This is a genomic window from Xanthomonas sp. NCPPB 3582 (assembly GCF_041475735.2).
GTDB lineage: Bacteria > Pseudomonadota > Gammaproteobacteria > Xanthomonadales > Xanthomonadaceae > Xanthomonas > Xanthomonas codiaei.
The window spans coordinates 2,761,474-2,784,195 of record NZ_CM192968.1 but is presented as its reverse complement, the minus strand read 5'-3'; the positions used below and the strand labels follow the sequence as shown (position 1 = coordinate 2,784,195).

Sequence of the window (22,722 nt, the reverse complement as noted above, 5' to 3'; positions counted from 1 at the left end):
CGGCCTCCATGCCGCGGTGGTGTTGGCTCACGCCGCCTGCGGCACCTTCAGCGAGCGCACCAGTCCGCCGATGTCCACGATGAGCGACACACGGCCATCGCCGAGGATGGTGGCGCCGGAGACGCCGGGGATGCGGCGGTAGTTGTTCTCGATGTTCTTGACCACCACCTGTTGCTGGCCGAGCAGTTCGTCCACTTCCAGCGCGATCTTCTGGCCGTCGCCTTCGACCACCACCACCAGCGGTTCCTGCGAGGACTGCTGCCCGCCGAAGCCGTAGTAATTGGTGAGCGAGAGGATCGGCAGGTACTCGCCGCGCACCCGCAGCACGCGGCCGTCGCCGGCCATCGAGCGGATGTCTTCGGCCGCCGGCTGCAGCGCTTCGAGCACGTAGGCCAGCGGCAGGATCAGGGTTTCGCCGGCCACCGAGACGGTCATGCCGTCCAGGATGGCCAGGGTCAGCGGCAGGCGGATCAGCACGCGGGTGCCGCTGCCGGCATTGCTTTCCAGCTGCACTTCGCCACCCAGGCCCTGGATGTTGCGGCGGACCACGTCCATGCCCACGCCACGACCGGACAGGTCGGTGACCGCATCGGCAGTGGAGAAACCCGGTGCGAAGATCAGGTCCCAGACCTGCGCGTCGGTCGGGTTGTCCGGCACGGCGATGCCGCGTTCGGCCGCCTTTTCCAGGATCTTGGCGCGATTGAGGCCGCGGCCGTCGTCGCTGACTTCGATCACGATGTGGCCGCCCTGATGCGAGGCCGCCAGGGTGATCGTGCCGGTCTCGTCCTTGCCCGCGGCGCGACGCGCATCGGGCAGTTCCAGGCCGTGGTCGATCGAGTTGCGCACCAGGTGGACGAGCGGGTCGGCGATCTTCTCGATCAGGCCCTTGTCCAGTTCGGTGCCCTCACCAATCGTGCGCAGGCGCACCTGCTTGCCGAGGCGGCTGGACAGGTCGCGCACCAGGCGCGGGAAGCGGCGGAACACCGCATCGACCGGCAGCATGCGCACGCCGATGACCGCTTCCTGCAGATCGCGGGTATTGCGCTCGAGCAGATCCAGGCCGGCGAACAGACGTTCGGCATGCGCCGGGTCCAGGCCGGTGGAGACCTGCTTGAGCATGGCCTGGGTGATCACCAGCTCGCCGACCAGATTGATCAGCGCATCGACCTTGTCCACGCTGACGCGGATCGAGCTTTCGGCTTCGGCCGCAGCGGCCTTGGCCGGCGTGGCGGCGGCGGCAGCAGGTTCGGCAGCGGCTGCAGGTGCGGCCGGGGCAGCAGCGGTCACTGGTGCCGGCGCAGCGGCTTCCACCGCCAGGCTCGGCGGCGGGCCGGGCACCGGCATCGGGCGGATATCCAGCTCGCAGTCGTCCACGACCCAGGCGAAGGTGTCTTCGATCTTGCTGCGCGGAATCTTGCCGATCAGGCCCAGATCCCACGCCAGGTAGGCTTCCAGCGGGTCGATGTTCTCGAAGCCCGGCATACGCTCCAGGCGCGCGGCGATCTGCAGCGGGCCCAGATGTTCGAGCTCGCGGATGATGCGCAGCGGGTCGTTGCCGCTCATGAACAGCGACGGTGCCGGGGTGAAACCGATGTGCCAGGCTTCGGGTTCTTCTTCCTTGGGCTTGGCCGCCGCCGCCGCGGTCGGCGCTTCGCCGGCCAGCACTGCGTTGAGGCGGGTATGCACGGCCTTGACCGCGGCCGGGTCGGCCGGGGTGCCGTGCTCGGCTTCGCGCAGCAGGGCGCGCAGCACGTCCACCGAGCCCAGCATGGCATCGACCGCATTGGCTTCGAGCTGGCGCTTGTTGGAGCGCAACTCGTCCAGCAGCGTCTCCAGCACATGGGTCAGGCCGGCGACGGCCTCGAACCCGAAGGTGGCAGCGCCGCCCTTGATGGAGTGCGCGGCACGGAACACCGAGTTGATGATTTCCGGGTCGCGGTTGCCTTCTTCAAGGGACAGCAGCCCGGCCTCCATCGCGTCGAGCCCTTCGCGGCTTTCCTCGAAAAAGGTGGCGTGGAAACGTTGCAGGTCCATGCTCATGGGCGTGAGATCCGATCGTGGAGCGAGTAAGGGTTAACCCAGAACTTTCTGGACAGTGGCGATCAGCTGTTCGGGATTGAACGGCTTGACCAGCCAGCCAGTGGCACCGGCCGCCTTGCCTTCGGATTTCTTGTCGGCCGCCGATTCGGTGGTGAGCATCAGCATCGGGGTGAACTTGTAGTCCGGCAGCTGGCGCAGCTCGCGGATCAGCGAGATACCGTCCATGTTGGGCATGTTCACGTCAGTGACCACCGCATTGAAGCGCTGGCCCTTCGCGCGGCCCAGCGCAACGGCGCCGTCTTCGGCTTCTTCGACGGCAAAGCCGGCAGAGGTGAGGGCGAAAGAGACCATCTGGCGCATCGACGCCGAATCGTCCACCACCAAGATACGTGCGCTCATGCGGCGTTCTCCACAGATTTCAGGTTGTCATTGGATGCGGGAAGCCCGAGGGCGTCGGTGACGCCGAGCAGACGCGCCGCATCTCTAAAAGTGTCGTTACAGCCATCGAATTCGGTATGCAGGCCGGCCTGGCGGCGGCTCTGCACGAAGGCGCAGAGCAACTGCACGCTGGCGGTGTGGATACGCCGGACTTCGCCGGCATCAAGCACCAGGTCGCCGTCCTGGGTGAGGAATCCGGCAAGCTTCTGCTTGAGGTCGGCGCTGGTCTCGATGCCGAGATCCTCACCCAATGTCACTGTGCTCATTGTTGCTCCGAACGGATGGTTCTATGCGTACTAACGGCGGGGGGCGGGAAAGCTTTAACGGTGAATCGGTGACACGCCAGATTGTGCAAGCCTGGGATCAGGTTTACGCGCGTGTCAGTGCAGCAGATGTGTGGCATCGAGCAGGATCATCGGCTGATGACCCAGGCGCGCGACACCGCGGAACAGGTTGTTGGAGATGCGGCACAGCCGGGCGTTGTCCGGCGGTTCGATCTGCTGGTCGGTGAGGCTGGTGACGTCTTCCACGGCCGACACGCGCAGGCCCATGGTTTCGCCGTTCTCTTCCAGCACCACCACGCGCGTCTGCAGGTCCATGTCCACCGGCGACGAGCCCAGGTGGATGCCCAGGTCGATCACCGGCACCACTTGGCCACGCAGGTTCATGATGCCGAGCATGGCGCTGGGTGTGCCGCGCAGTGGCAGCAAGGGCACTGGCAGCACCACTTCCTGCACCTTGAGCAGTTCCAGCGCATAGGTCTGTTCGCCGCAGCGCAGGCGCAGCCAGCGGGTGCTGCGTTCGCTGGCACGGCGCTCGGCGTGGATCTTGTCGGCCTGGCCGGGAGCCAGCAGCGCCTGCAGCCCGGTCGGCGCGATCGGCGCCGGCGCGGCACGTGCAGCTGCCGGTGCGGCGCGTGACGGCAGCGCGGCAGGAGCCGGTGCAGGCGCCGGCACGGCGACCGCTGCGGGCTCCAGCCCGAAGGCCGGGTCGGCATCCATTTCTGCCAGCAGGTCGGCGGCGATCATGTCGGCGCTGGGAACGGCGCTGCCGAAGGCGGGATCGGAATCCATTTCGGCCAGCAGGTCGGCAGCGATCATGTCCGCGCTTGGGACGGCACTGCCGAAGGCCGGATCGGCATCCATTTCGGCCAACAGGTCGGCGGCGATCTGCTCGGGCGTGGGCGCGGCGGCCACCGGTGCGCCGAAGGCGGGATCGGAATCCATCTCGGCCAACAGGTCGGCGGCGATCTGCTCGGGTGTGGGCGCGGCGGCCACCGGTGCGCCGAAGGCCGGATCGGCATCCATTTCGGCCAACAGGTCGGCGGCGATCTGCTCGGGTGTGGGCGCGGCGGCCACCGGTGTGCCGAAGGCCGGATCGGAATCCATCTCGGCCAACAGGTCGGCGGCGATCTGCTCGGGCGTGGGCGCGGCGGCCACCGGTGCGCCGAAGGCCGGATCCGAATGCATCTCGGCCAGCAGGTTGGCGGCGATGGCCTCGGGCGAGGCGACGGCGGCGGCCGGTGGTTCGGCCACTGCGACATCGGCTTGGTCGAACGCGGCCAGCGCGGCCGGCGGCTCTGCCACCGCGGGTGCGGCAGCGGGAATCTCCACGCCGGCATCGTGCAGCAGGCCCTCCAGGTAATCGTCCAGCTCACCGTTGGCGGTGTGGTTGCTCATGCGGCTTGCTCCATACGCATCGCATCATCGGCCAGCACCCATTCCAGCGCGCGGCGATAGGCGGACAGGCCGCGGCCCTGGTAGTCGCCGCCGGTAGCCGGGACGGTGAGTGCGGCGGCATTGCAGATACGGGTATCCATCGGAACCGCGTCTTCCCACACCGCCGGGCCGTAGGTGGTCTGCATTTCCTTGAGCGTCTCGTTGCCGGCGCGGGTGCGACGGTCGAACAGGGTCGGCAGGATCGACACCGGCAGTTCGCGGCGACGCGAGCGTTGCACCATGTCGGCGGTGCGCACCATGCTGGCCAGGCCATGCAGGGCGAGCGGTTCGGCCTGGGTCGGCACCACCACGCGGTCGCAGGCGGCCAGGGCGTTGATCATCAACAGGCCCAGGGTGGGCGGGCAGTCCAGCAGGATGTAGTCGTGCTGGCCCGCGTGGCGGGTCATCGCGTTCTGCAAGGCCAGGCCCAGGCCGGGCTGGTTGGCGCTGCGGCGCTCCAGCGTGGCCAAGGCGGCCTGTGCGCAGACGTAGGACAGGCCGGGGATGGCGCTTTCGTGGGCCAGGCTGGCCAGATCGCTCGGCGGGGTGCCGAACAGGTCCAGTACCCCGCGCGGCGGCGGGTCGACCGCCACGCCGAACGCGCGGGTGAGCGAGGAGTGCGGGTCGAGGTCGATCAACAACACCCGATGGCCGAGCGCGGCCAGGCCGCGACCCAGCGCCAGCGTCGTGGTGGTCTTGCCTACGCCGCCCTTTTGGTTGGCGATTGCCCAGATACGCATCTCACTGCACTCCTTCAATTACGGCGGGGACGGAACTTGTGCCGCTTTCGGTGGTGACGGCCGTTTGGCCGCCGTCAGACTTGGGAAGCTTCGGCGCCCCGGCGGCGGTCGCATGCAACTGCGATGGCGGATCGGGTGCGAGTGAGCCAGCCGAGTCAGCGAGGATGATCAACACCACACGCCGGTTCGCATTCCGTCCCGCCTCGGTACTGTTATCGGCACGTGCGCGGAATTCTCCATAGCCCACCATCGCCAATCGTTGCGGGGCGATGCCATCGTCGGCGAACAGGTGCACCACGCTGGCCGCGCGCGCCGCCGACAATTCCCAATTGGAGGGGAACTGCGCGGTGGCGATGGGCTGGTTGTCGGTATAGCCCTCCACGCGCACGCCGTTGGGCGCATCGCGCAGCACCGAGGCCAGCGTGGACAGCGTCCCGCGCGCGCCGCCGGCCAGGGTGGCCGAGCCGGTGCCGAACAAGATGTCGCTGTTGATCTCCACCTCGATCCACAGATCGTTGCGGCGGATGGTGATGAGTTTCTTGTCGATCAGCGGCGACAGCGTCTTGCTCAGCTGCTGCGCCACCGCGTCCATCTGGCGCTGCGCGCGGGCCAGCTGCGCCTGGTTGCGCAACGACACCGGCATGCGCATCTGCGCGGCCATCGACGGCAGCAAGGTGGCGTCGGTCTGCCCATGGGTGGCGGCCATCGGCACGCCGGCCTTGATCACCGACGGGCGATCGTAGTCGGCGCCCAGGGTCTGGGTCTTGCCGATCTGCACCGGGCTTGCGGTGTTGGAGGAACCCCCGAAGGCGCTGGTCAGCGCCTGCGCCATCACCTTGTATTTGCCCTCGTTGAGCGAGGAAATGGCGTACATCACCACGAAGAACGCCAGCAGCAACGTCATCAGGTCGGCGTAGGGAATCGCCCACGCTTCGTGGTTGCCGTGTTCTTCGTGGTGTTTGTGACGACGGGCCATGGGGGGTCAGGGCGTGTGAGGGGTGTTGAGGTGAGTGCGAAGCGGTCCGTGGCGCGTCGAGACAAGGCCTGCGCTGCTGCCCAGGCCGGCCGCCCGGGCAGGGCGCGCAACGCAGTGCCGGCGCGCCACAGACCACTCCCCGAGCGGGTTGCATCTCATCTCAACGTCCATGGCACGCTCTAATGCAAGTAGCCTGCCAATTTCGATTCGATGTTGCGCGGGTTCTCGCCCTGGGCGATGGCGATCAGCCCTTCGATCGCCATTTCGCGCTCGTTGGTGCTGCAATGGATCACGCTCTTGAGCTTGGCCGCCACTGGCAGGAACAGCAGGTTGGCCGAGGCGATGCCATAGATGGTGGCGGTGAACGCGGCCGCGATGCCGTGGCCGAGCATGGCCGGGTCGGCCAGGTTCTTCATCACCGCCATCAGGCCCAGCACCGCGCCGATGATGCCCAGCGTGGGCGCGTAGATGCCCATGCCCTCGAACACCTTGGCCGCGGCAAGATCCTGACGCTCCTGGTTGTCCACTTCGATTTCCAGCATGTGGCGCATGGCTTCCGGCTCCACCCCGTCGACCAGCATCTGCAGGCCCTTGCGCAGGAAGGCGTCGCTCTGGCGCGGCAGCTGGTCTTCCAGGCCCAGCAGGCCCTGGCGACGGGCGATGTTGCTCCATTCCACGATGCGCGCGACCAGCTGCGGCCGGTCGCTGACCGGCGGCCGGATCACCCAGCGCAGGATCTTGAAGGCGCGCCGGAAAACCGCCGGCGAGGTATGCAGCAGGATCGCCGCCACCGTGCCGACGATGACGATCACGAAGGCTGCCGGCGACCACAGCGACGAAATGCCGGCGCCCTTCAATACGCTGCCGCCGACGATCGTCACGATCGCCAGCACCAGTCCGATGATGCTCAATCTGTCCATGCAAGCGGTATCGGCCCAGGTGCGGCGGACTTGATAGACGCGGGCGGTCGAGAGCGCCAGAAAGTTGTCGTTCCGGGGGATGGGTCTTCAATTGCCGGCTTCGTTGCGGGCGGTATGCCCGGCCGGGGATCGGTCCTCGGTCGGGAAACGTCTCAACGAACTCAGTGATACCTAGCGTCAGCCCTGCTTTAGGAGAGCAGAGAGAACGCGCGGCCTGCGCGTTCCTGAGCCCCTCTCCTGCGGGAGAGGGGTTGGGGTGAGGGTACGTCCAGGCGCGGCTTTCGGTCGCCGGCTTCGATGAGGAGCGCGAGCGCCGCCGGGAGTCGTCTCTTCGGCTTTCCAAACATTCTCTATGACTCGCCATCACGGTACATCCCTGGGATGGCCATGGCAGCCAGGCGGCGTGTGCTGGGCCGTCTCCTGGCGTGTGCCAACGCGCATGTCGGCCTTGTCTCTCATTGAGCTCGGTTGCGAACGAAGGAAAGAGTGCAGTCGCTCTGCTAAACCGCTTGCGCCTGGTTGCGGGCGCGGTGGTTTGCTGTCCGCGATCGCGTTGCTGCAGGCAGGCTGTACCGTGCAGCGTTCAAGCGTGGCAAGCCTTTCTCATATCGTGGATGCCTCACGACGCCGCGGGCCTGCTGCGCGGCAGAATGCGTTGCTGCATGGGCTGTGGTACTTAGTTTCCCACCGCATTAGAACGATCTAATTGCGTCCGCGCAGAAGCGGACGCAAGAGGAGGGGGAACCGGGTCGCCGCAACGGCGCCGGATATTTCTGTGCCACTTCGCGCGGCGTTGTTGTCCGATCGTTGGGATCGACGCATGCCGCCGAAGCCGATCACCATTGGGAGAGCATGATCGACATGAACTGCATGCCATTCGCACGCCACCGCAGCACGCTGTCCGCCGCTATCGCCATCGCCTTGTTCGCGGGCGCCGCCTCCACCGCCGCCGCCCAGCAGGCCGGCGGCACGCCGGCGCCCACGGGCCAGGCCGCGGTGCAGGCCACGGACCTGGATGCGGTGACGGTGACCGGCTACCGCTACGCGATCGAAAAAAGCCTGGAGCAGAAGCGCAACGCCAACGCCGTGGTCGATGTGATCACCGCCGAGGACGTGGGCAAGTTCCCCGACAAGAACGTGGCCGATGCGCTGCAGCGCGTGCCCGGCGTGGTCATCAGCCGCGACGGCGGCGAGGGCAAGAACGTCAGCGTGCGCGGCCTGTCCTCGGAGCTGGTGCTGACCCAATTGAACGGCAACTACATCGCCACCGCCGAGTCCAACGGCGACCCGACGCGCTCGTTCAACTACACGCTGCTGCCGTCGAACCTGCTGGGCAGCGCCGAGCTGTACAAGACCCCGGAAGCGCGCATCGACGAAGGCGGCATCGGCGGCACGGTGATCCTGCAGACGCGGCGCCCGCTGGAACTGGAGCCGAACTCCGGCTTCGTTTCCGCCGAGGGCACCTGGTCCGATACCAGCAGGAAGACCGACGGCCAGTTCTCCGGTTCGTACTCGTGGCACGACAAGGACGACCGCTTCGGTGTCTTCGTTGGCTACACGCAGCAGAAGCGCACCGCACGTACCCTCGATGCCAGTACCGAGAGCTGGCAGTGGTACGGACGCGACGAAGTCGGTCCGGCGGTTGACGTGAACGGAAATCCCTCGGACTTCAACGCCAACTGGTGGGGCGGTACCGGCTTCTGGACCCAGGACGGCAATTACTCCACCGGTTTCATGATGCCGACGGCGGTGAGCCTGGGCGCCAAACGCGAGGAGCGCGAGCGCAAGGGCGCGCAACTGACCTTGCAGTTCAAGCCGACCGACGACCTGACCCTGACCGCGAACTACTTCCGCTTCGACCTGTCGCAAGACTCGCAGACCAATACCATCAAGGTTCCCGAGTGGAACATCGCCCGTTACAACGGCGACGGCAACTGGCGCGGCGGCCGTCTGCTCGACCGGCTGCAGTTCGATCGCAGCGGCACCATTGTCACCGGCGCCGCCTACAGCCTGCGTCCGGGCAAGACCTATTATTGCAGCGAGGCCGAGGCCGCCGCGGCCGGCCTGCCGCCGGGCGGCTGGGGCTCGGACGACTGCACCGTGCCGACTCCGCAGATCACCGGCAGCTACAACATCGAGAAATCGCAGTCGCAGACGGTGGACCTGGGCGGCGAATGGCGTGGCGAGCAGGTGGACGTGGCCTTCAAGGCCGGCCGCACCTGGGCCAAGGGCGGGCCGGAGCTGCAGTTCTCCCTGCCGATCAAGCCGCGCCTGCAAAACGCCGACGGCAGCTGGACCAATGGCAACTTCGCCAGCGCCTGGGACCTGACCGGTACGCCGTCCATGACCTTCTCGCCGGAGCTGATGCAGAACCTGCGCAACGGCATCCTGCAGGTCGACCTGGGCTCGACCGGCTCGTCCTGGACCCGCAACACCAATCAGCAGCAGTACGCGCAGATCGATACCACCTGGCATTTCGACGGCGAGGTCTTCGACTCGCTGCAGTTCGGCATCAAACGGCGCGACGGCGGCATCCACCGCAGTACCGGCAACAACTACTGGGTGTGCCCGGGCACCGACCCGGGCGACTACGACAACCGCTACTGGAACGGGCGCTGCAATGCCATCGCCACCCAGTTCTCGCCGGGCCTGCTGTTCGCGCAGGACAATCTGGCCGGTGGCGTCAACGCCAGCGCGTTCCCGGCGATCAACTTCCCTGGCTACATCGGCTACTTGAACCAGACCTACGGCGCGATGCAGACCCGCAGCGAAGACAACTTCGTCTACAACGTCGACGAAGAGATCTATTCCAGCTACCTGCAGCTCAACTTCCACACCGAGCGGCTGCGCGGCAACGTCGGCGTGCGGGTGGCGCGCACCGGTCAGCGTGCCGAGTCCACTGACAAGGTGACCGCCTACAACGACTATTTCTTCGACGGCGCCGACGGCAATCCGCTGGCCTGCCAGCAGGGCGCCGCCACCCCCGGCGGCGCGCCGGCCGACACCTATTGCGGCACCGAAGGCTACTGGCGTCTGGCCGACAGCGTGCAGCGCACCGAATCGTTCGTGGTGAGCGGGCTGGACCGCAACTACACCGACGTGCTGCCGAGTTTCAACCTGGCCTACGACCTGACCGAAAACCTGCTGCTACGCGCGGCAGCGTCGAAAGTGATCGCACGCCCCAGCTACAACGACATCGCCGCGCCTGGCAGCCTGGAGTTTTACAGCCCCGAATACGTGGCCGACCGGCGCCTGACCGGCGGCGCCAGCGAGCAGGGCTGGTACGGCTCTGGCAGCAACAAGAACCTGGAGCCGTACAAGGCCACCCAGTTCGACCTGGGGCTGGAATGGTATTTCCGCCCGGGTTCGGTGGCGGGGGTGGGGCTGTTCCGCAAGAACGTGGAGAACTTCGCGGTCGACGTGATCAGCGACGTCAACATGATGGTCGACGGGCAACCGGTCACCGTGCAGAACTACAGCACCCAGGCCGGCGGCCAGGACGCGGTCTCGCAGGGTGTGGAGCTGTACGCGCAGCACACGCTGCCGTCCGGCCTCGGTGTGCAGTTCAACTACACCTACAACGATGCCAGCAAGGCGGCGGTGCGGCTGGAGGACGGCACCGAAGCCGGCGAGACCGCCATGCCGGGCAGCGCCAGGAACCAGACCAACCTCACCGTGTTCTACGAGACCGACAGCCTGCTGCTGCGCGCCTCCTACAACCGTCGCGGCGAGCTGGTGCAAGGCCTGGTCAACGGATTGAACGTCTTCGAGGAGCCGTACTACCAGATCGATGTCAACGCGGCCTACAACATCACCCCGGCGCTCAGCCTCACCGCCTCGGTGCTGAACCTGACCAAGCAGGAGTCCCGCTCACACCTGGGCGAGGACACCCGCGCCCGCTTCTATACCGGCGGCTACGCAGGCCGGCTGGCGTATATGGGGCTGACCTACAAGTTCTAGGTCCCAGCGTGTCGTGCCATGTCCGCCAGGTGGCGGTATGGGCGCGACGGTTCGGCGACGGCTGGGCTGCAGCTTTCGCTGTCGCGACGACATCGTCGCGTGTGCGTGGTCGTTCACCGCAGGATCTCAGCGCATGAGGTCGTTGCTGGTGCGAACGCTCTCTCTGTACCCAGTGCCGCCGCTGGCCACGCCGACGCTGGCTGCCGCACCGCGGCCAAACCGTCGAGCGATGCGGCGATCTAGTCGGGCCTTGCTGAAAATAAGAGCGGCTAACAAAACGTAGCGAGCGGTCGTCAGGTGGGTGCGGACGGCGCGGAGGAACCGCAGTGTACGAGTGGTACATGCCGATTCCGAGCACCGACCGCGCCCGCCTGGCGGCCGCGCAGTCGTTTTGCTAGCTGCTCTAAGTGGACCTGGAACCGTTATTTCGATACCACGGGCGACGACTCAGCGCCATTTCGTCGGCGATCCGGGTGATTCATCGGCGCCTTCTGTGGCTTGGTCGCAAACGGGTACCCACGCCCCCGCGCGGATGGCAACTTGCAGCGGCGATCACGTCGACCTGGAGCCCCGCATGACCCCCGTTGCCCTGTATTCGCCCGATCCGGCCCGCGGCTGGCTGCCCTGGGCCTGGCTGACGCCGATCCTGATGATCCTGTTCAACGCGGTACCGGTGATGGCGCTGGACGGGTGGATGCAGTCGCAGCATTGGTCGACGCCGCGCGGCGATCCGATCGGCCTCGCTGGCTTGTATGCGCTGCTGTGGATCGGCTTCGCGCCGACGCTGGCGGCCGTGCTCGCCTGGGTGCGCTTCGTCGAAGGGCGCTCCCTGGCGAGTATCGGGCTGACCGGTCCGGCGCCGCTGAAAACCTTCCTGCGCGGACTGGCCGTTGGATTCGGCACGATCGCGCTGGTCGTAGTCGCGATCTGGATGGCTGGCGGCATGCAGGCGGCGGGCTTGGGGCAGGCCTGGCGGTCGCCCGTCAGTCTGCTGCACATCGGTCTGCTGCTATTGAGTTTCATGTTCCAGGCGAGCGTGGAGGAAGTCATCTTCCGCGGCTGGATGCTGTCGGTGGTGGCGCGCAAGACCAATGTCGCGGTGGCCGTGCTGCTGGTGTCGCTCGTTTTCTGCGTCCTGCATTTCAGTCCGCACCAGCCGCCCCTGGTCATGCTCGGCACGTTCCTGTTCTCGCTGCTCGCCTGCGCCTGGGCGCTGCAGACCGGCAATATCTGGGGCGTAATGGGCTGGCACGCGGGGTGGAACTGGCTGCTCGCGACCGGCTTCGAACTGCCCGTCACCGGCATGGATGCGCACTTGCCGGCGCTGCTGGTGGCGCTGCGCCCGCAAGGCCTCGACACCCTGACCGGCGGCGCGCAAGGGCCGGAAGGCAGTTACCTGTGCAGCGCCTTCCTCGTCGCCGCGATCGCGTGGATCCAGTGGCGAAAGACGCGCGGAGCTCAGAACTTCTTGCCAACCAGCAGGTGACGCCACTGCCCGGGCGGCATCGCCCCGTCCGGGCCCTTGCCGATCGGATGCTGGTTCGCGCCGTACCGGCGACGACCACGCAATGGAGCGTCTGCTAGCGCTCGGTGGGCCGATCGACGCTCCATTACGGGGCTTCTCGGTAGGGTAGGGAACTGCTATCCAACATTAGAATTAGGGATGTTTATCGGGGCTAGGGCAGCTCCCGACCCTAAGCGGTCACTCAAAAGAACGGGCTCTGATTCACTTAAGGAAGTCGACCTGACCCTGAGGTTTCAGAACTACAGCATCCAGGCTGGCGGCCAGGATGCGGTCTCGCAGGGTGGGGAGTTGTACGCGCAGCACACGCTGCCGTTCGGCCTCGGTGTGCAGTTCAACTACACCTACAACGATGCCAGCAAGGCCGCGGTGCGGCTGGAGGAGGGTACCGAGGCCGGCAAGACCTCCATGCCGGGCAGCGCCAGGAACCAGACCAACCTCACCGTGTTCTACGAGACCGACAGCCTGCTGCTGCGCGCCTCCTACAACCGTCGCGGCGAGCTCGTGCAAGGCCTGGTCAACGGGTTGAACGTCTTTGAAGAGCCGTACTACCAGATCGATGTGAACGCGGCCTACAACATCACCCCGGCGCTCAGCCTCACTGCCTCGGTGTTGAACCTGACCAAGCAGGAGTCCCGCGCGCACCTGGGCGAGGACACCCGCGCCCGCTTCTACAACGGCGGATACGCAGGCCGGTTGGCGTACCTGGGGCTGACCTATAAGTTCTAGGTCCCAGCGTGTCGCGCCCACGCCTGCCGCGTGGGGAGATGGGCGCGATGGTTCGGCGGCGGCTGGGCTATAGTGGAAGTGAACCTGGAATCGTTATTTCTAGTTACAGCAGAAAGCCCCGGCGTTGGTCGGGGCTTTTTGTTTGGGGCGGGTCGGCTGGTTCAGGATAATTTGCTTCGGCGCGGAGTTTCCACTGTCTACGCTAAAGTGCATCATTGGACTTCACCTGTCAGTAGGGTGTCGCGGGCTTTGCAGAGCTTCGTGTCACTCAAAGTCGGCAGTCTCTTTATGTGGAATCGCGCAGTTTGGAGTTAGGTGGGGATGGATCAAGAGGATTTCATGAGGGCGGCGCGCGAGGTTGGTGCGCACGGTGATAACGACACTCTTCCATTCGATGGAGACGCGAGGTTCGTTAAAGCAAAAGCGGCATCTCTGGCGTACATAGCTAACAATCTCTACCAGGAACTTGCAGCCACGAGTCCTAGTGCAGCAAAGGCAACACTCTGGGGCCTCGAACCATTCTCTGAGCGTCTGCTTGTAGCGACCGGTACCGCTGGCTTCAGAGTCGTAACGAAGATACATCCGTTCTGGAATGTCTACCTCAATGGAATCGGGGTAACAGTCGCACGTGCGTCTGAAGGAGAGAGGTCACATAGGGCGTGCTCGTACAGGTTTCTCGCGACAAATGACGCGGTCGAAATATTCGATCGGTCCTACAGTTGGCGAAAATTTAGAGAGGGCTGTATCTCTTCTGCTGTATAAGCGGGCGACGACGCGGTGGTTGTTCAGACAGATATCTCAAGCTTCTATGAGCGTGTGTCACATCACCATATCGAGGACACACTTAGGAGCCTAGTAGGTGACCAGTGCGCAGCCCAGGCGAACGGTCTGCTCTCGCGCTTCTCCGCTGGTAGATCGTTTGCGCTACCTGTTGGAAGTCAATTCTCGCGAATCGTGGCAGAGGCTTTCATGATTCCTATAGATCAGTCTCTAGATAGAAAAGGCATCAATTGGCTAAGATACGTTGATGACTATGTGTTAATCGCTCCTGACTTCCAGACGGCTCATGAGCATCTGGCCTACTTGTCTAAAAGATTGGCCAACTACGGTCTGTCACTGAATCGAACTAAGAAAGGTCTGATCAACTCACCACAGATGCGCGACACTACCGCCTCATGTAGAGGATTCATCCATGCAGCTGACGTTCGGTGACGCTGAGGGCCTGGGCAAGCGCAAGCAGACCCGGCGCGAGATCTTCCTGGCCGAGATGGAGCAGGTTGTTCCGTGGCAGCAACTGCTCGGACTGATCGTGTCGCACTACCCGGTGTCGGGGCGGCCCGGTCGGCAGCCGTACGCATTGGCGACAATGTTGCGGATTCATCTGTTGCAGCAGTGGTATGCGTTGAGCGATCCGGCGATGGAAGAAGCGCTGCACGAGATCCCGACCTTGCGGCGTTTTGCCCAGCTCGGTGGGTTGGATGATATTCCCGACGAGACCACGATTCTCAACTTTCGGCGCCTACTGGAGACCCATAGCCTTGCCGCACGGATGCTGGAAGCGGTCAATGCGCATCTGGCGCGCAAGGGTCAGAGCCTGCGGTCGGGCACGATCGTCGATGCGACGCTGATCGCTGCGCCCAGTTCGACCAAGAACGCTGAGCATGCGCGCGACCCTGAGATGCATCAGACCAAGAAAGGGAATCAGTGGTATTTCGGGATGAAGGCGCACATCGGCGTGGATGAGTTTTCCGGGCTGGTACACCATGTCCATTGCACAGCGGCTAATGTCGCCGATGTCACTGTGACGCACGCATTACTGCATGGCAAAGAAGACAGCGTGTTCGGCGACAGCGGCTATACCGGCGCGGACAAACGCCAAGAACTGCGGGACTGCGAAGCAGCATTCTTCATCGCCGCCAAGCCCTCGACGATGCAAGGCATCGGCAACAAACGCGAGCGTGCTCGGGAACAGCGTTGGGAACACTTCAAGGCCAGCGTGCGCGCGAAGGTGGAGCATCCATTCCGGGTGATCAAGCGCCAGTTTGGCTACACCAAGGTCCGCTATCGCGGTCTGGCCAAGAACACGGCACAGGTGCTGACCTTGTTTGCGCTGTCAAACCTGTGGATGACGCGCAAGCAGTTACTACCTGTGATGGGGAGCGCGTGCCTGTAACCCGGGCGATTCCCAAGGAAAACGCCATAAATGGCGAGAACCCGAGGCTCCAAACGCGACTCTCCGGAGCGATGCCACATTCCGCCCTGTCAGGTATCGTTGTTCAGACCTTCCCTAAGTGGTGCTCAAACAGCGATTCTCTCAAGGCTTCCCTATTTATTTCGGGTATTTTCAAGCCAAGATGCCGATCGGCTGCTGACCTCAATTCGGACTTGGTAAGCGGGTCCAATTTATCGAAGTCATTGTTTCTGAATCGCTTGGCGATTTCCATGATGGTAAGATCGGTAACGATAACTTTGACTAAGTCGTGCTCAATCAAATCATCCAAAGTGGACGCTTCTGCCTTGCGAAATTCAAGACCCCAGGATATCCAGACATTGGCATCTATAAATACGCGTTGAGTATGCTTGGCTGCCATGTACTATCTCTTCCGGCCTGTCATTTCAGTTCCTTAGGATAAGAGCGGCTAACAAAACGTAGCGAGCGGTCGTCAGGTGGGTGCGGACGGCGCGGAGGAACCGCAGTGTACGAGTGGTACATGCCGCACCGAGCACCGACCGCGCCCGCCTGGCGGCCGCGCAGTAGTTTTGCTAGCTGCTCTAAGCTGCGCTAGCAGTCCGCGCACTCAATAGTATGTAGATGGTTGTTGGAGTGGCTAAATTTCAGGGTTTTAGGTCCAAGTGCGAACTGGGGTGGCCGCACCTCGGCCATCATAGCTGACATTGTCGAAGAACCGTCTGACTCGTCTCGGCTACTGACGGACAGAACAGAGATCAATCAGTTCGGATTGAGGCGTCTTCTTCGCGTGCTCTATTCAGCTAAGTGAGCGCAGGGTCTCCGGCCGGGAGGTGTAGGCCAAGCTGCCTGTTGATAGGTTGACTTGTTCCGCCCGATTCACCTCTCCTGACTCGCTTTTCACGCTGGCCGCGTTGAGCCAAGCCGCAGCTGTGCGCCGCCGGCGCCACGCAACAAGTAGCGCCAACGAGGTACCGCTTGCGCGGATTCACGGTCAGCTATAGCCTCTTCTGCATCTACAGGTCGGGGTCTTCGGTGGGCTTATTAGGCGCAGACCAATACCCCGAGAGACTCGGCTGTATGAAAGTCAGTTCCCTAGAAACACCATTGCTCGAGCCAATCAGCAGCTTTGGCCGCATGGCAGCCGGGGCTGGCACGTACCACTGATTGATAATGTCGATCAAGTCGCGAGCCTGCACGGATGATGCAGCACTTTTCATTATTTCCGCTGTATGTGCCAGGCTTGGCTGGACGAAGAAGTCGCCGGGCCCACCTCCGTGCTGAAGCTCATCTGGATGACCAAGCATTGCAGCGATAGGTTGGACGAAAGCCTTGTAGGGCACTTTGGCGCTCGGCGTGTGCATTCGAATCCCATCGGGGTACAAGGGTGAGGTCAAGTCCACAAGCCAGACCTGATCGGCCTTGTCAGTAACTTCGATCCATGCATGAATGTAATGACCCATCGGTTTCTGCTCAGGTCATGCAGTTAATGTAGCGGCATAGGCCGCATCCGGGGTCATCATCTTCAGCGCCTGGTGAGGGCGCTGTTGGTTGTAGAAGGCGATCCAGTCAGCAATCACTCGCAGCGCGTGTGTGTGGCTCTCAAAGCGATGTCGGTGCACGCACTGTTCCTTCAAGGTCCGGATCACACGCTCCACCATCCCGTTCTGCTGTGGGCAATGCGGGGTGATGAACTCCTGCATCAGCCCATAGCTGCGAACCAGTCGGGTGTAGTCGCGGCTGGTGAACACCAGACCATTGTCTGAGCGAAGCAGAAATGGCTCCTGCACTCGGCCCAGCGTGCCGTAGCGTGTGATGAGCGCCTGCTCCAGTGCGGCAGATGCCGTGCTGGCTTTACCGGTCCGTGACAGGTGCCAGCCGAGCAGTTGCCGCGTGCTGCAGTCGATCACCAGCGCCAGACTCAGCCAGCCGTCCTTGCCGCCCCAAACGCGACACAGATCAGTGGCCCAGCGTTGATCCGGCTTCTCGGCGCGGGAGACCTTGGCTTCAATGCGCGGGCGCTGGCCAAGGGCACGCTTGCGCACCTGCCAGCCCTTCAGCTGGAAGATCCGCTGCACCGTGTTTTTGTTCATACCAAGCAGCGCAGCGACCGTGCGATAGCCGAAACTCGGCTCCGTCTCGATCATCTTCTTGATCGGTTCGGCCAGCTCCGGCTTCACTTTGGCTGGCGATCTGGTCGGCTTGTAGTACGTCGTGCGACGTGCCACACCGAACCATTGGCACAACTTGGTCATCGGAACCGAAACACCTTCGTCCTTCAGGCCCTGCTGGACCGAGAGCATCAGCTCTCGTCCTTTCCCAGCAGGGAGGCCAGCTTTTTTCGGGCGCGGATCTCCAACATCGCCTCGCCGTAGGCCTCCTGCAAGTCCTTCAGCTGCCGCTCGTACTGCTCGCGCACGTCCTCGGGCTTCGCCCGTAGGGCGTTCTTCATGCCTCGCTTGCCCTCCTCAACCCAGTTCTCGATCTCAGCCGGGGTCAGGTCGAACTGCCGGCTGGCCGCTGCTACCGTCGTCTTGCTCTGGATGATCTCAAGCACCAGCGCTGACTTGCGCCGGGCGGTCCAGCGCTTGATCTCTTCTTCCATCACTTCGCTCATCGGTGTCTCCTTCGGGGAAAGTAACACCTGAGCAGGAAATCAGTGGGTCATTACATGAAACGCATCCCGGTCGCTATACCAGCGACCATCCTCGGCATCAAGCTTGGCGAAGGTCAGGATGTCGAGAGCATCGTTTCTTAAGGCAAGGGCTAGAAAAGCAGCTCCAGCAACAGGGCGAGCGCGTAGACCGTGGCGTTTTTCTAGAAGATATGCGCCCGCTAAGGCAAAAAAAATGCAGGATTTAGTGATGTCGGACGTAAGAGCGCCGGTGCCGGCAAGCACTGTTCGAATTACGCCATGAAGTCGCGCGAAGTCAGCAACTGATAGTGGTGGGGACAGCTCAGAATTGATGATGCGCATAGGATTGTGACCAGATTTGTTAGAGATCGAAGTTTAAAACTTGACGGCCGAGCTTTTGTGCAGGCGTCCCTGCTCCGGCCTCAGTGGCATATCGTCGGCGTGGGCGCTGCGCACCAGGCTAGCGCTGGCGGGCAATACTTTTTCAGTGATTTTATGGCTGCCAAGGCGGCGCAGCTTGCAGCAACGACCGTGGTGGGGTCAGGTGCACTTATCAGGCGACGGCGCTCGGTTTGCGTAGCCCGTATGGCACTGCGGCAGCGGCGCACACAGCCGCCCGAGACCCGCCTGCGTGTATTGACACGCCAGACCGCGTACTTGCAATCTAGGCCCAAGGAGCGTCGAAACTCCTCTAGTAGCGGTACCCACCTCCGTCAAACCGGTGGGTTTTTTGTGCCTGCACTTCGCAGGCGCAACCGACGCGATGCCTACGTCGGGAGGGCGGCTAATACAACACCCTTCGGGGAAATATGCCCGCCGGCTACTAGCGGTTTCGAACCTCCCGACATCCCGTCGCCGTTGGCGGCGGTTCTTGGGTTGTTCCAGGAGGGCGTTGCCATGTCTATCGCACCATCCATGCCGGCATTTGTGCCGGTTGATCTGTTGCCAGCTTCCGCTCACCGCCTGGGGTGGGATATGGGCGATGTGCTGCGCAGGCTCGACGCACGCACAGCTATTGAGCAGGCGAGAGACCATACCGCGCATCCGCTGAGTCGCCAGCTCGGTGTATTGCCACACACCTCGCGCCACCTGTCTGCACGCAGGGCTGTGCCATTGCAGCAGTACGTCACTGCAACCATCACCCGCCACCACCAGGAGGTGCCATGACACGCCGCCGCCCACCCAAGGCATCTGCCAGCGCACGACCCACCCGCACGCGTGCGCGCGCCACGCCGTCCAAGCGGGTGCAGTGGGTCGTTGTGGAACCCGACCGCACCAAGCTGCCACCGATGCTACCGCCCGACCCGGACGCCTCCCCGCAAGGCCCCGGCACGCTACGCGCACCCCGCCGCGCCCGCCGCCCGCGCCAATGCACCGTCAGCTACACGCATTACCCCGGTGCCCACGACCACGGCGGCGACCAGCACGTGCCCCACGTCCGCCTCAGCGGCCTATGGCTGGAACAACTGGGCTTTGCCATTGGCACCAAGCTGCGCATCACCGCCAGCGCAGGGCAGTTGTTGATGGAGGTGTTGCCGCCGGTGGAGGTGCCGGCCAAGGCGCGCAGCGTGCGGCGATGATGCTGCGGCTGCCAGACCCCTTGCGATTGACCTCGGTGCCGGATGCCACTAGCGTCGCAGCCACACCAGCGCACCACGGACGCTTCATGATCGCGCGCCCCCTCTACGCCTTGCTCGCCACCCTCGCTCTGGGCGCATGCGCCCACACGGCGGCCACCCCAGCCCCGGCAACCGTCACGGAGACATCTGCCACGCGTTCATCCAACCCTGCGGCTGTGCCGCCTGGTAAGCCCACTGCGGAGAATTTGCTTGGACAGCTGCTTGCCTTGATCGAGGGCAGCCAGACCATCTCCGACTTCACTCCCGAGCGTCTGAATTCGGCGATGGGGCAGGTGGTTCAGTTCGTGAGAGACGATGAACGCCGATACCGCGCTTTTGGCCCGCTCACCAAAGAGTGGAGTTACGGCTTTGGTGTCGATGAAACCAAGCTCGATGGACGCTGGTTCGAATTTCGTTTTGATCGCAATGTGGCTGGCGCATCGCCCCCGATGACCGAGATCTGCGGCCTGGACTTCGACCGCTTTACCCAGCAGCTTGAATTAATGGGATTCGCGCGCGAGCGCAATATCGTCGAAGACGGGCGCTGGATGAGTGATTTCTTTACGCGCCCAGGAATGCGAGTAGAGGTCTTTCCGCGAGGTGAGGCTGCGGAACCGCAAGCGTTGGTAGCGCACAAATGCGTCGAATGGGTCTACATCCGAATGGAGGTATTGCTGCCGGTGGAGATGCCGGCTGATACGCCCAGAGTTCCGTAGACACTCAAGACCCTCGTTGCGCGTAGCGCCGTTCAAACTCTACAGGGGACAGGTCACCAGTTGAACCGTGGCGGCGGTTGGGGTTGTAGAACATCTCGATGTAGTCGAATACCTCGGCGCGTGCGGCGTCCTTGGTGGGATAGATCCGTCGCCTGATCCGCTCGCGCTTGAGCAGGCCGAAGAAGCTCTCCACGGGTGCGTTGTCGTGGCAGTTGCCACGCCGACTCATGCTGCACACCAAGCCATGGGACGCCAGGAAACTCTGCCAGTCATCGCTGGTGTAGACCGACCCTTGGTCCGAGTGAACCAAGCAACCAGCGTTGGGTTTGCGCCGCCACACCGCAGACAACAAGGCCTGCACGACCAACTCGGTGTCGGCCCGATCGCGCATCGCCCAGCCGACGACTTGCCTGGAAAACAGATCGATCACCACAGCCAGGTACATCCAGCCTTCGTGCGTGCGAATGAAGGTGAAATCGCTCGCCCAGGCCGTGTCCGGCTCGGTCACGTCGAACTGCCGATCCAGCAGGTTGGGTGCCGCCTTGCACGGCGTTCCGCCATGGAAGCGCGGTTTGCGACCATAGCCCACCTGGGCACGCAGTCCCTCGGCGCGCATCAATCGATGCACACGATGGCGACTGCAACGCTCACCCAGATCGCGTAGATCCTTGGCGATCTTGCGATGCCCATACACACTGCCGCTAGCCAGCCAGTGGTGCTTGATCAGCCCCAGCAGGCGTTCGTCTTCCTTGGCGCGCTCACTGTCGGGCGAGCACAACCAGGCGTAATAGCCCGACCGGTTGACCCGCAATACCCGGCACATCGCACAGACCCTGAATTCCCTGCAGTAGGCTTGCATGAAGGCGTACTTTGCCTTTACCCCTTGGCAAAGTACGCGGCGGCCTTTTTTAGGATGTCGCGCTCCTCGGTGACGCGGCGCAACTCGGCCTTCAGGCGCCGAACCTCGGCGCTCTGGTCTACCTCGGCGCGCTGTACCACGCCGGGCTTGCCGAACTTGCGCAGCCAGGCGTACAGGCTGTGCGTGGTGACACCCAGCCGCTCGGCGACTTCTGCCACCTTGAACCCACGATCGGTCACTTGCCGGACCGCCTCGATCTTGAACTCATCCGTATACCGCTTGCTGCTCATAGACACCTCCGAATCGACCATTTTCCATGGCCATGAGATGTCTAGGAAACCCTGGGCGTATCAATCGCTCGACTCTGGTGACATGACGTTTGTGTTAGGTCACGAACTGCAACATGGTATGTACAGTCCGGCCGCGGCTGCTTCGCGTGAGGAATTTAAAACCGCAGCGAAGCAGATAGCCCAAACTACGCACGATTATTCCGACGCCGCGGAAAAGGTGTTATCAAGCAATCGAGCAGATGAAGCTAGCGCGGAAATCGCAGGCTGGAATGCAGTCGTTAGCAGGGTGCGGCAATCAAATCCGCATGCCTCTCTGGAGGATATCTATCGGGAGGCACCAGGCCGTGTACATGACTTCATCGATCGCACCGGCGGTATGCCGCAATTCAATTACGCGCTTAAGCCCAACCTCACTTTGAACGCAGACATGACAATGCCCGCAACTGCGGCTAACGTCGAAGCGATGGGTGCTAACTTCTTCGACAAGCCTGCCGCGAACACGCGCATCGGACATGCAGGCCAGTCCGACTACACCAACCACTACGGGCCATGGGTGGTGGCCACGGCCGCCATCTATGAGCGGCAATACAACAAGCCAAAGCCCGGCGAGCCAGAACAGCCGATGATTCTGAATATGCGACGTCTGGGATTGAAAGAAGAAATACTCGAGCGCAACGGCATTGATCTAGGCAGCAATACGCGCCCGATGCCTTACCTGGATAGCAGCACCCAGCCACCGACGCCGGGTTTGTTCCAGCACAGCAAGAACACGCATTTGCATGTCTCGCCGATCTCTGCACAAGAGCTGGAGCAGGAGCTCCGTGCACGTGAAGCCCAATCGCAAGGAACATCAACTCAGCGCCTTCCGGCAGACCCAGGTCATGAGGATCACCAGCTCTACCGGCAGATCAAGGATGGGGTGCAGAAGCTCGATACCGAACATGGCAGGCAGTGGGATGCATCAAGCCAGCGCATGACCGCCAGCCTGCTTGCGCTAGCGAAAGAGGAAGGACTGTCGCGGGTGGACCATGTCGTTCTCAATACCCACACGTCCAAGCTGGCCGGCGGCGAAAGGGTCTTCGTCGTGCAGGGCGCTCTGAATGACCCGGCTCACCAGCGTGCCTATATGCCAACCGTGGACGCCGTGCAGACACCAGAGACCCAGTCGTTCGATCGCCTGCAGGCAATCAACCAGACTCAGGCCCAGGCGCGCGAACAGCAGCAGGCGCTGGAGCAGTCCCAGCAAGCCGTCAGCCAGTCTGGTCCGTCGATGACGCGCTGAGTGTTTCGCAACGAGATAACGGGGGCCAAATAACGGTTCCCAAATAGGGCAATAAGGGAAAGGCGTTGGCCGGACTGCTGCAGCGCTGGC

21 protein-coding genes, 2 other RNA genes and 1 pseudogene are annotated in these 22,722 nt (G+C 63.3%); 9 read left to right on the top strand and 15 right to left on the bottom strand.

All coding sequences use genetic code 11. From position 1 onward, the window contains the following. Positions 1-27: 27 nt before the first annotated feature. From ACCQ05_RS11790 to ACCQ05_RS11760, 7 genes are all read right to left on the bottom strand, one after another. Positions 28-2,040 (bottom strand): chemotaxis protein CheA, encoded by a 2,013-nt coding sequence (locus ACCQ05_RS11790; protein WP_372390390.1) that lies wholly within the window; start codon positions 2,038-2,040, stop codon positions 28-30. A 33-nt stretch (positions 2,041-2,073) separates the two neighbouring features. Then, a complete protein-coding gene (locus ACCQ05_RS11785; protein ID WP_002806565.1) occupies positions 2,074-2,439 on the bottom strand; it encodes a response regulator in 366 nt (121 codons plus the stop codon). Next, on the bottom strand, positions 2,436-2,744 hold the full coding sequence (locus tag ACCQ05_RS11780; RefSeq protein WP_003489692.1) for an STAS domain-containing protein: 309 nt from the start codon (positions 2,742-2,744) through the stop codon (positions 2,436-2,438). Before ACCQ05_RS11780 ends, ACCQ05_RS11785 begins: the two co-directional genes overlap by 4 nt. Before the next feature lie 114 nt (positions 2,745-2,858). Next, complete coding sequence (locus ACCQ05_RS11775; RefSeq protein ID WP_372390388.1) at positions 2,859-4,157, bottom strand: chemotaxis protein CheW; 1,299 nt, start codon at positions 4,155-4,157, stop codon at positions 2,859-2,861. Next, the gene (locus ACCQ05_RS11770; protein WP_228964949.1) at positions 4,154-4,936 is read right to left on the bottom strand and encodes a ParA family protein; all 783 of its coding nucleotides are present in this window, start codon (positions 4,934-4,936) and stop codon (positions 4,154-4,156) included. Before ACCQ05_RS11770 ends, ACCQ05_RS11775 begins: the two co-directional genes overlap by 4 nt. A 1-nt stretch (position 4,937) precedes the next feature. Further along, positions 4,938-5,912 (bottom strand): flagellar motor protein MotD, encoded by a 975-nt coding sequence (gene motD, locus ACCQ05_RS11765; RefSeq protein ID WP_372390386.1) that lies wholly within the window; start codon positions 5,910-5,912, stop codon positions 4,938-4,940. Between the two features lie 179 nt (positions 5,913-6,091). After that, positions 6,092-6,832, bottom strand: a complete 741-nt coding sequence (locus ACCQ05_RS11760) for a flagellar motor protein (protein WP_372390384.1) — start codon at positions 6,830-6,832, stop codon at positions 6,092-6,094. Between the two features lie 861 nt (positions 6,833-7,693). Here ACCQ05_RS11760 and ACCQ05_RS11755 point away from each other — a divergent pair. Beyond that, the gene (locus tag ACCQ05_RS11755) at positions 7,694-10,792 is read left to right on the top strand and encodes a TonB-dependent receptor (protein ID WP_372390382.1); all 3,099 of its coding nucleotides are present in this window, start codon (positions 7,694-7,696) and stop codon (positions 10,790-10,792) included. A 267-nt stretch (positions 10,793-11,059) separates the two neighbouring features. Here ACCQ05_RS11755 and ACCQ05_RS11750 read toward each other — a convergent pair. Next, positions 11,060-11,135: non-coding RNA, sX9 sRNA (locus tag ACCQ05_RS11750), on the bottom strand. Between the two features lie 231 nt (positions 11,136-11,366). Between ACCQ05_RS11750 and ACCQ05_RS11745 the strand changes: the two genes are divergently transcribed. From ACCQ05_RS11745 to ACCQ05_RS11730, 4 genes and pseudogenes are all read left to right on the top strand, one after another. Further along, positions 11,367-12,278, top strand: a complete 912-nt coding sequence (locus tag ACCQ05_RS11745) for a CPBP family intramembrane glutamic endopeptidase (RefSeq protein WP_372390380.1) — start codon at positions 11,367-11,369, stop codon at positions 12,276-12,278. A 273-nt stretch (positions 12,279-12,551) separates the two neighbouring features. Continuing rightward, positions 12,552-13,043: pseudogene (locus ACCQ05_RS11740) on the top strand (TonB-dependent receptor domain-containing protein); the annotation flags it as partial. Positions 13,044-13,820: 777 nt separating this feature from the next. Then, positions 13,821-14,255, top strand: a complete 435-nt coding sequence (locus ACCQ05_RS11735) for an RNA-directed DNA polymerase (RefSeq protein ID WP_372390378.1) — start codon at positions 13,821-13,823, stop codon at positions 14,253-14,255. After that, positions 14,236-15,216, top strand: a complete 981-nt coding sequence (locus tag ACCQ05_RS11730) for an IS5 family transposase (RefSeq protein ID WP_372390376.1) — start codon at positions 14,236-14,238, stop codon at positions 15,214-15,216. Before ACCQ05_RS11735 ends, ACCQ05_RS11730 begins: the two co-directional genes overlap by 20 nt. A 103-nt stretch (positions 15,217-15,319) precedes the next feature. Here ACCQ05_RS11730 and ACCQ05_RS11725 read toward each other — a convergent pair whose 3' ends face one another. The 6 genes from ACCQ05_RS11725 to ACCQ05_RS11700 form a co-directional block, all read right to left on the bottom strand. After that, positions 15,320-15,634 carry a PIN domain-containing protein gene (locus ACCQ05_RS11725; protein WP_372390374.1) on the bottom strand — a complete coding sequence of 105 codons (315 nt, stop codon included), beginning with the start codon at positions 15,632-15,634 and terminating at the stop codon, positions 15,320-15,322. 46 nt (positions 15,635-15,680) lie between these two features. After that, a non-coding RNA gene (locus ACCQ05_RS11720) (sX9 sRNA) lies at positions 15,681-15,756 on the bottom strand. A 491-nt stretch (positions 15,757-16,247) separates the two neighbouring features. Next, positions 16,248-16,694, bottom strand: coding sequence for a DUF2026 family protein (locus tag ACCQ05_RS11715; protein ID WP_372390372.1), 447 nt, complete (start codon positions 16,692-16,694; stop codon positions 16,248-16,250). A gap of 15 nt (positions 16,695-16,709) precedes the next feature. Then, complete coding sequence (locus ACCQ05_RS11710; protein WP_228964733.1) at positions 16,710-17,534, bottom strand: IS3 family transposase; 825 nt, start codon at positions 17,532-17,534, stop codon at positions 16,710-16,712. Beyond that, positions 17,534-17,848, bottom strand: coding sequence for a DUF1153 domain-containing protein (locus ACCQ05_RS11705; protein ID WP_372390370.1), 315 nt, complete (start codon positions 17,846-17,848; stop codon positions 17,534-17,536). The genes ACCQ05_RS11710 and ACCQ05_RS11705 overlap by 1 nt, the downstream gene beginning before the upstream one ends. Before the next feature lie 39 nt (positions 17,849-17,887). Next, positions 17,888-18,208: a DUF2026 family protein gene (locus ACCQ05_RS11700; protein ID WP_372390368.1), complete on the bottom strand. Its 321-nt coding sequence runs from the start codon at positions 18,206-18,208 to the stop codon at positions 17,888-17,890. 555 nt (positions 18,209-18,763) lie between these two features. On the opposite strand from ACCQ05_RS11700, the gene ACCQ05_RS11695 reads away from it, so the two are divergent. The 3 genes from ACCQ05_RS11695 to ACCQ05_RS11685 all read left to right on the top strand — a co-directional run bounded on the left by ACCQ05_RS11695 (position 18,764) and on the right by ACCQ05_RS11685 (position 20,201). Beyond that, positions 18,764-19,033: a hypothetical protein gene (locus ACCQ05_RS11695; protein WP_372390366.1), complete on the top strand. Its 270-nt coding sequence runs from the start codon at positions 18,764-18,766 to the stop codon at positions 19,031-19,033. Further along, positions 19,030-19,446 carry a SymE family type I addiction module toxin gene (locus tag ACCQ05_RS11690; protein ID WP_372390364.1) on the top strand — a complete coding sequence of 139 codons (417 nt, stop codon included), beginning with the start codon at positions 19,030-19,032 and terminating at the stop codon, positions 19,444-19,446. Before ACCQ05_RS11695 ends, ACCQ05_RS11690 begins: the two co-directional genes overlap by 4 nt. An 86-nt stretch (positions 19,447-19,532) precedes the next feature. After that, positions 19,533-20,201, top strand: coding sequence for a hypothetical protein (locus ACCQ05_RS11685; RefSeq protein ID WP_372390363.1), 669 nt, complete (start codon positions 19,533-19,535; stop codon positions 20,199-20,201). A gap of 4 nt (positions 20,202-20,205) precedes the next feature. On the opposite strand, the gene ACCQ05_RS11680 is transcribed toward ACCQ05_RS11685, so the two are convergent. Continuing rightward, positions 20,206-21,350 (bottom strand): IS3 family transposase gene (locus ACCQ05_RS11680; protein WP_372360270.1). Its coding sequence is split into 2 segments (ribosomal slippage): positions 20,206-21,113 and positions 21,113-21,350, totalling 1,146 coding nucleotides; the frame shifts between segments, so codons are not numbered across the junction. 82 nt (positions 21,351-21,432) lie between these two features. Between ACCQ05_RS11680 and ACCQ05_RS11675 the strand changes: the two genes are divergently transcribed. Further along, the gene (locus tag ACCQ05_RS11675; RefSeq protein ID WP_372390361.1) at positions 21,433-22,632 is read left to right on the top strand and encodes an XVIPCD domain-containing protein; all 1,200 of its coding nucleotides are present in this window, start codon (positions 21,433-21,435) and stop codon (positions 22,630-22,632) included. The last annotated feature ends 90 nt before the right edge of the window (positions 22,633-22,722 follow it).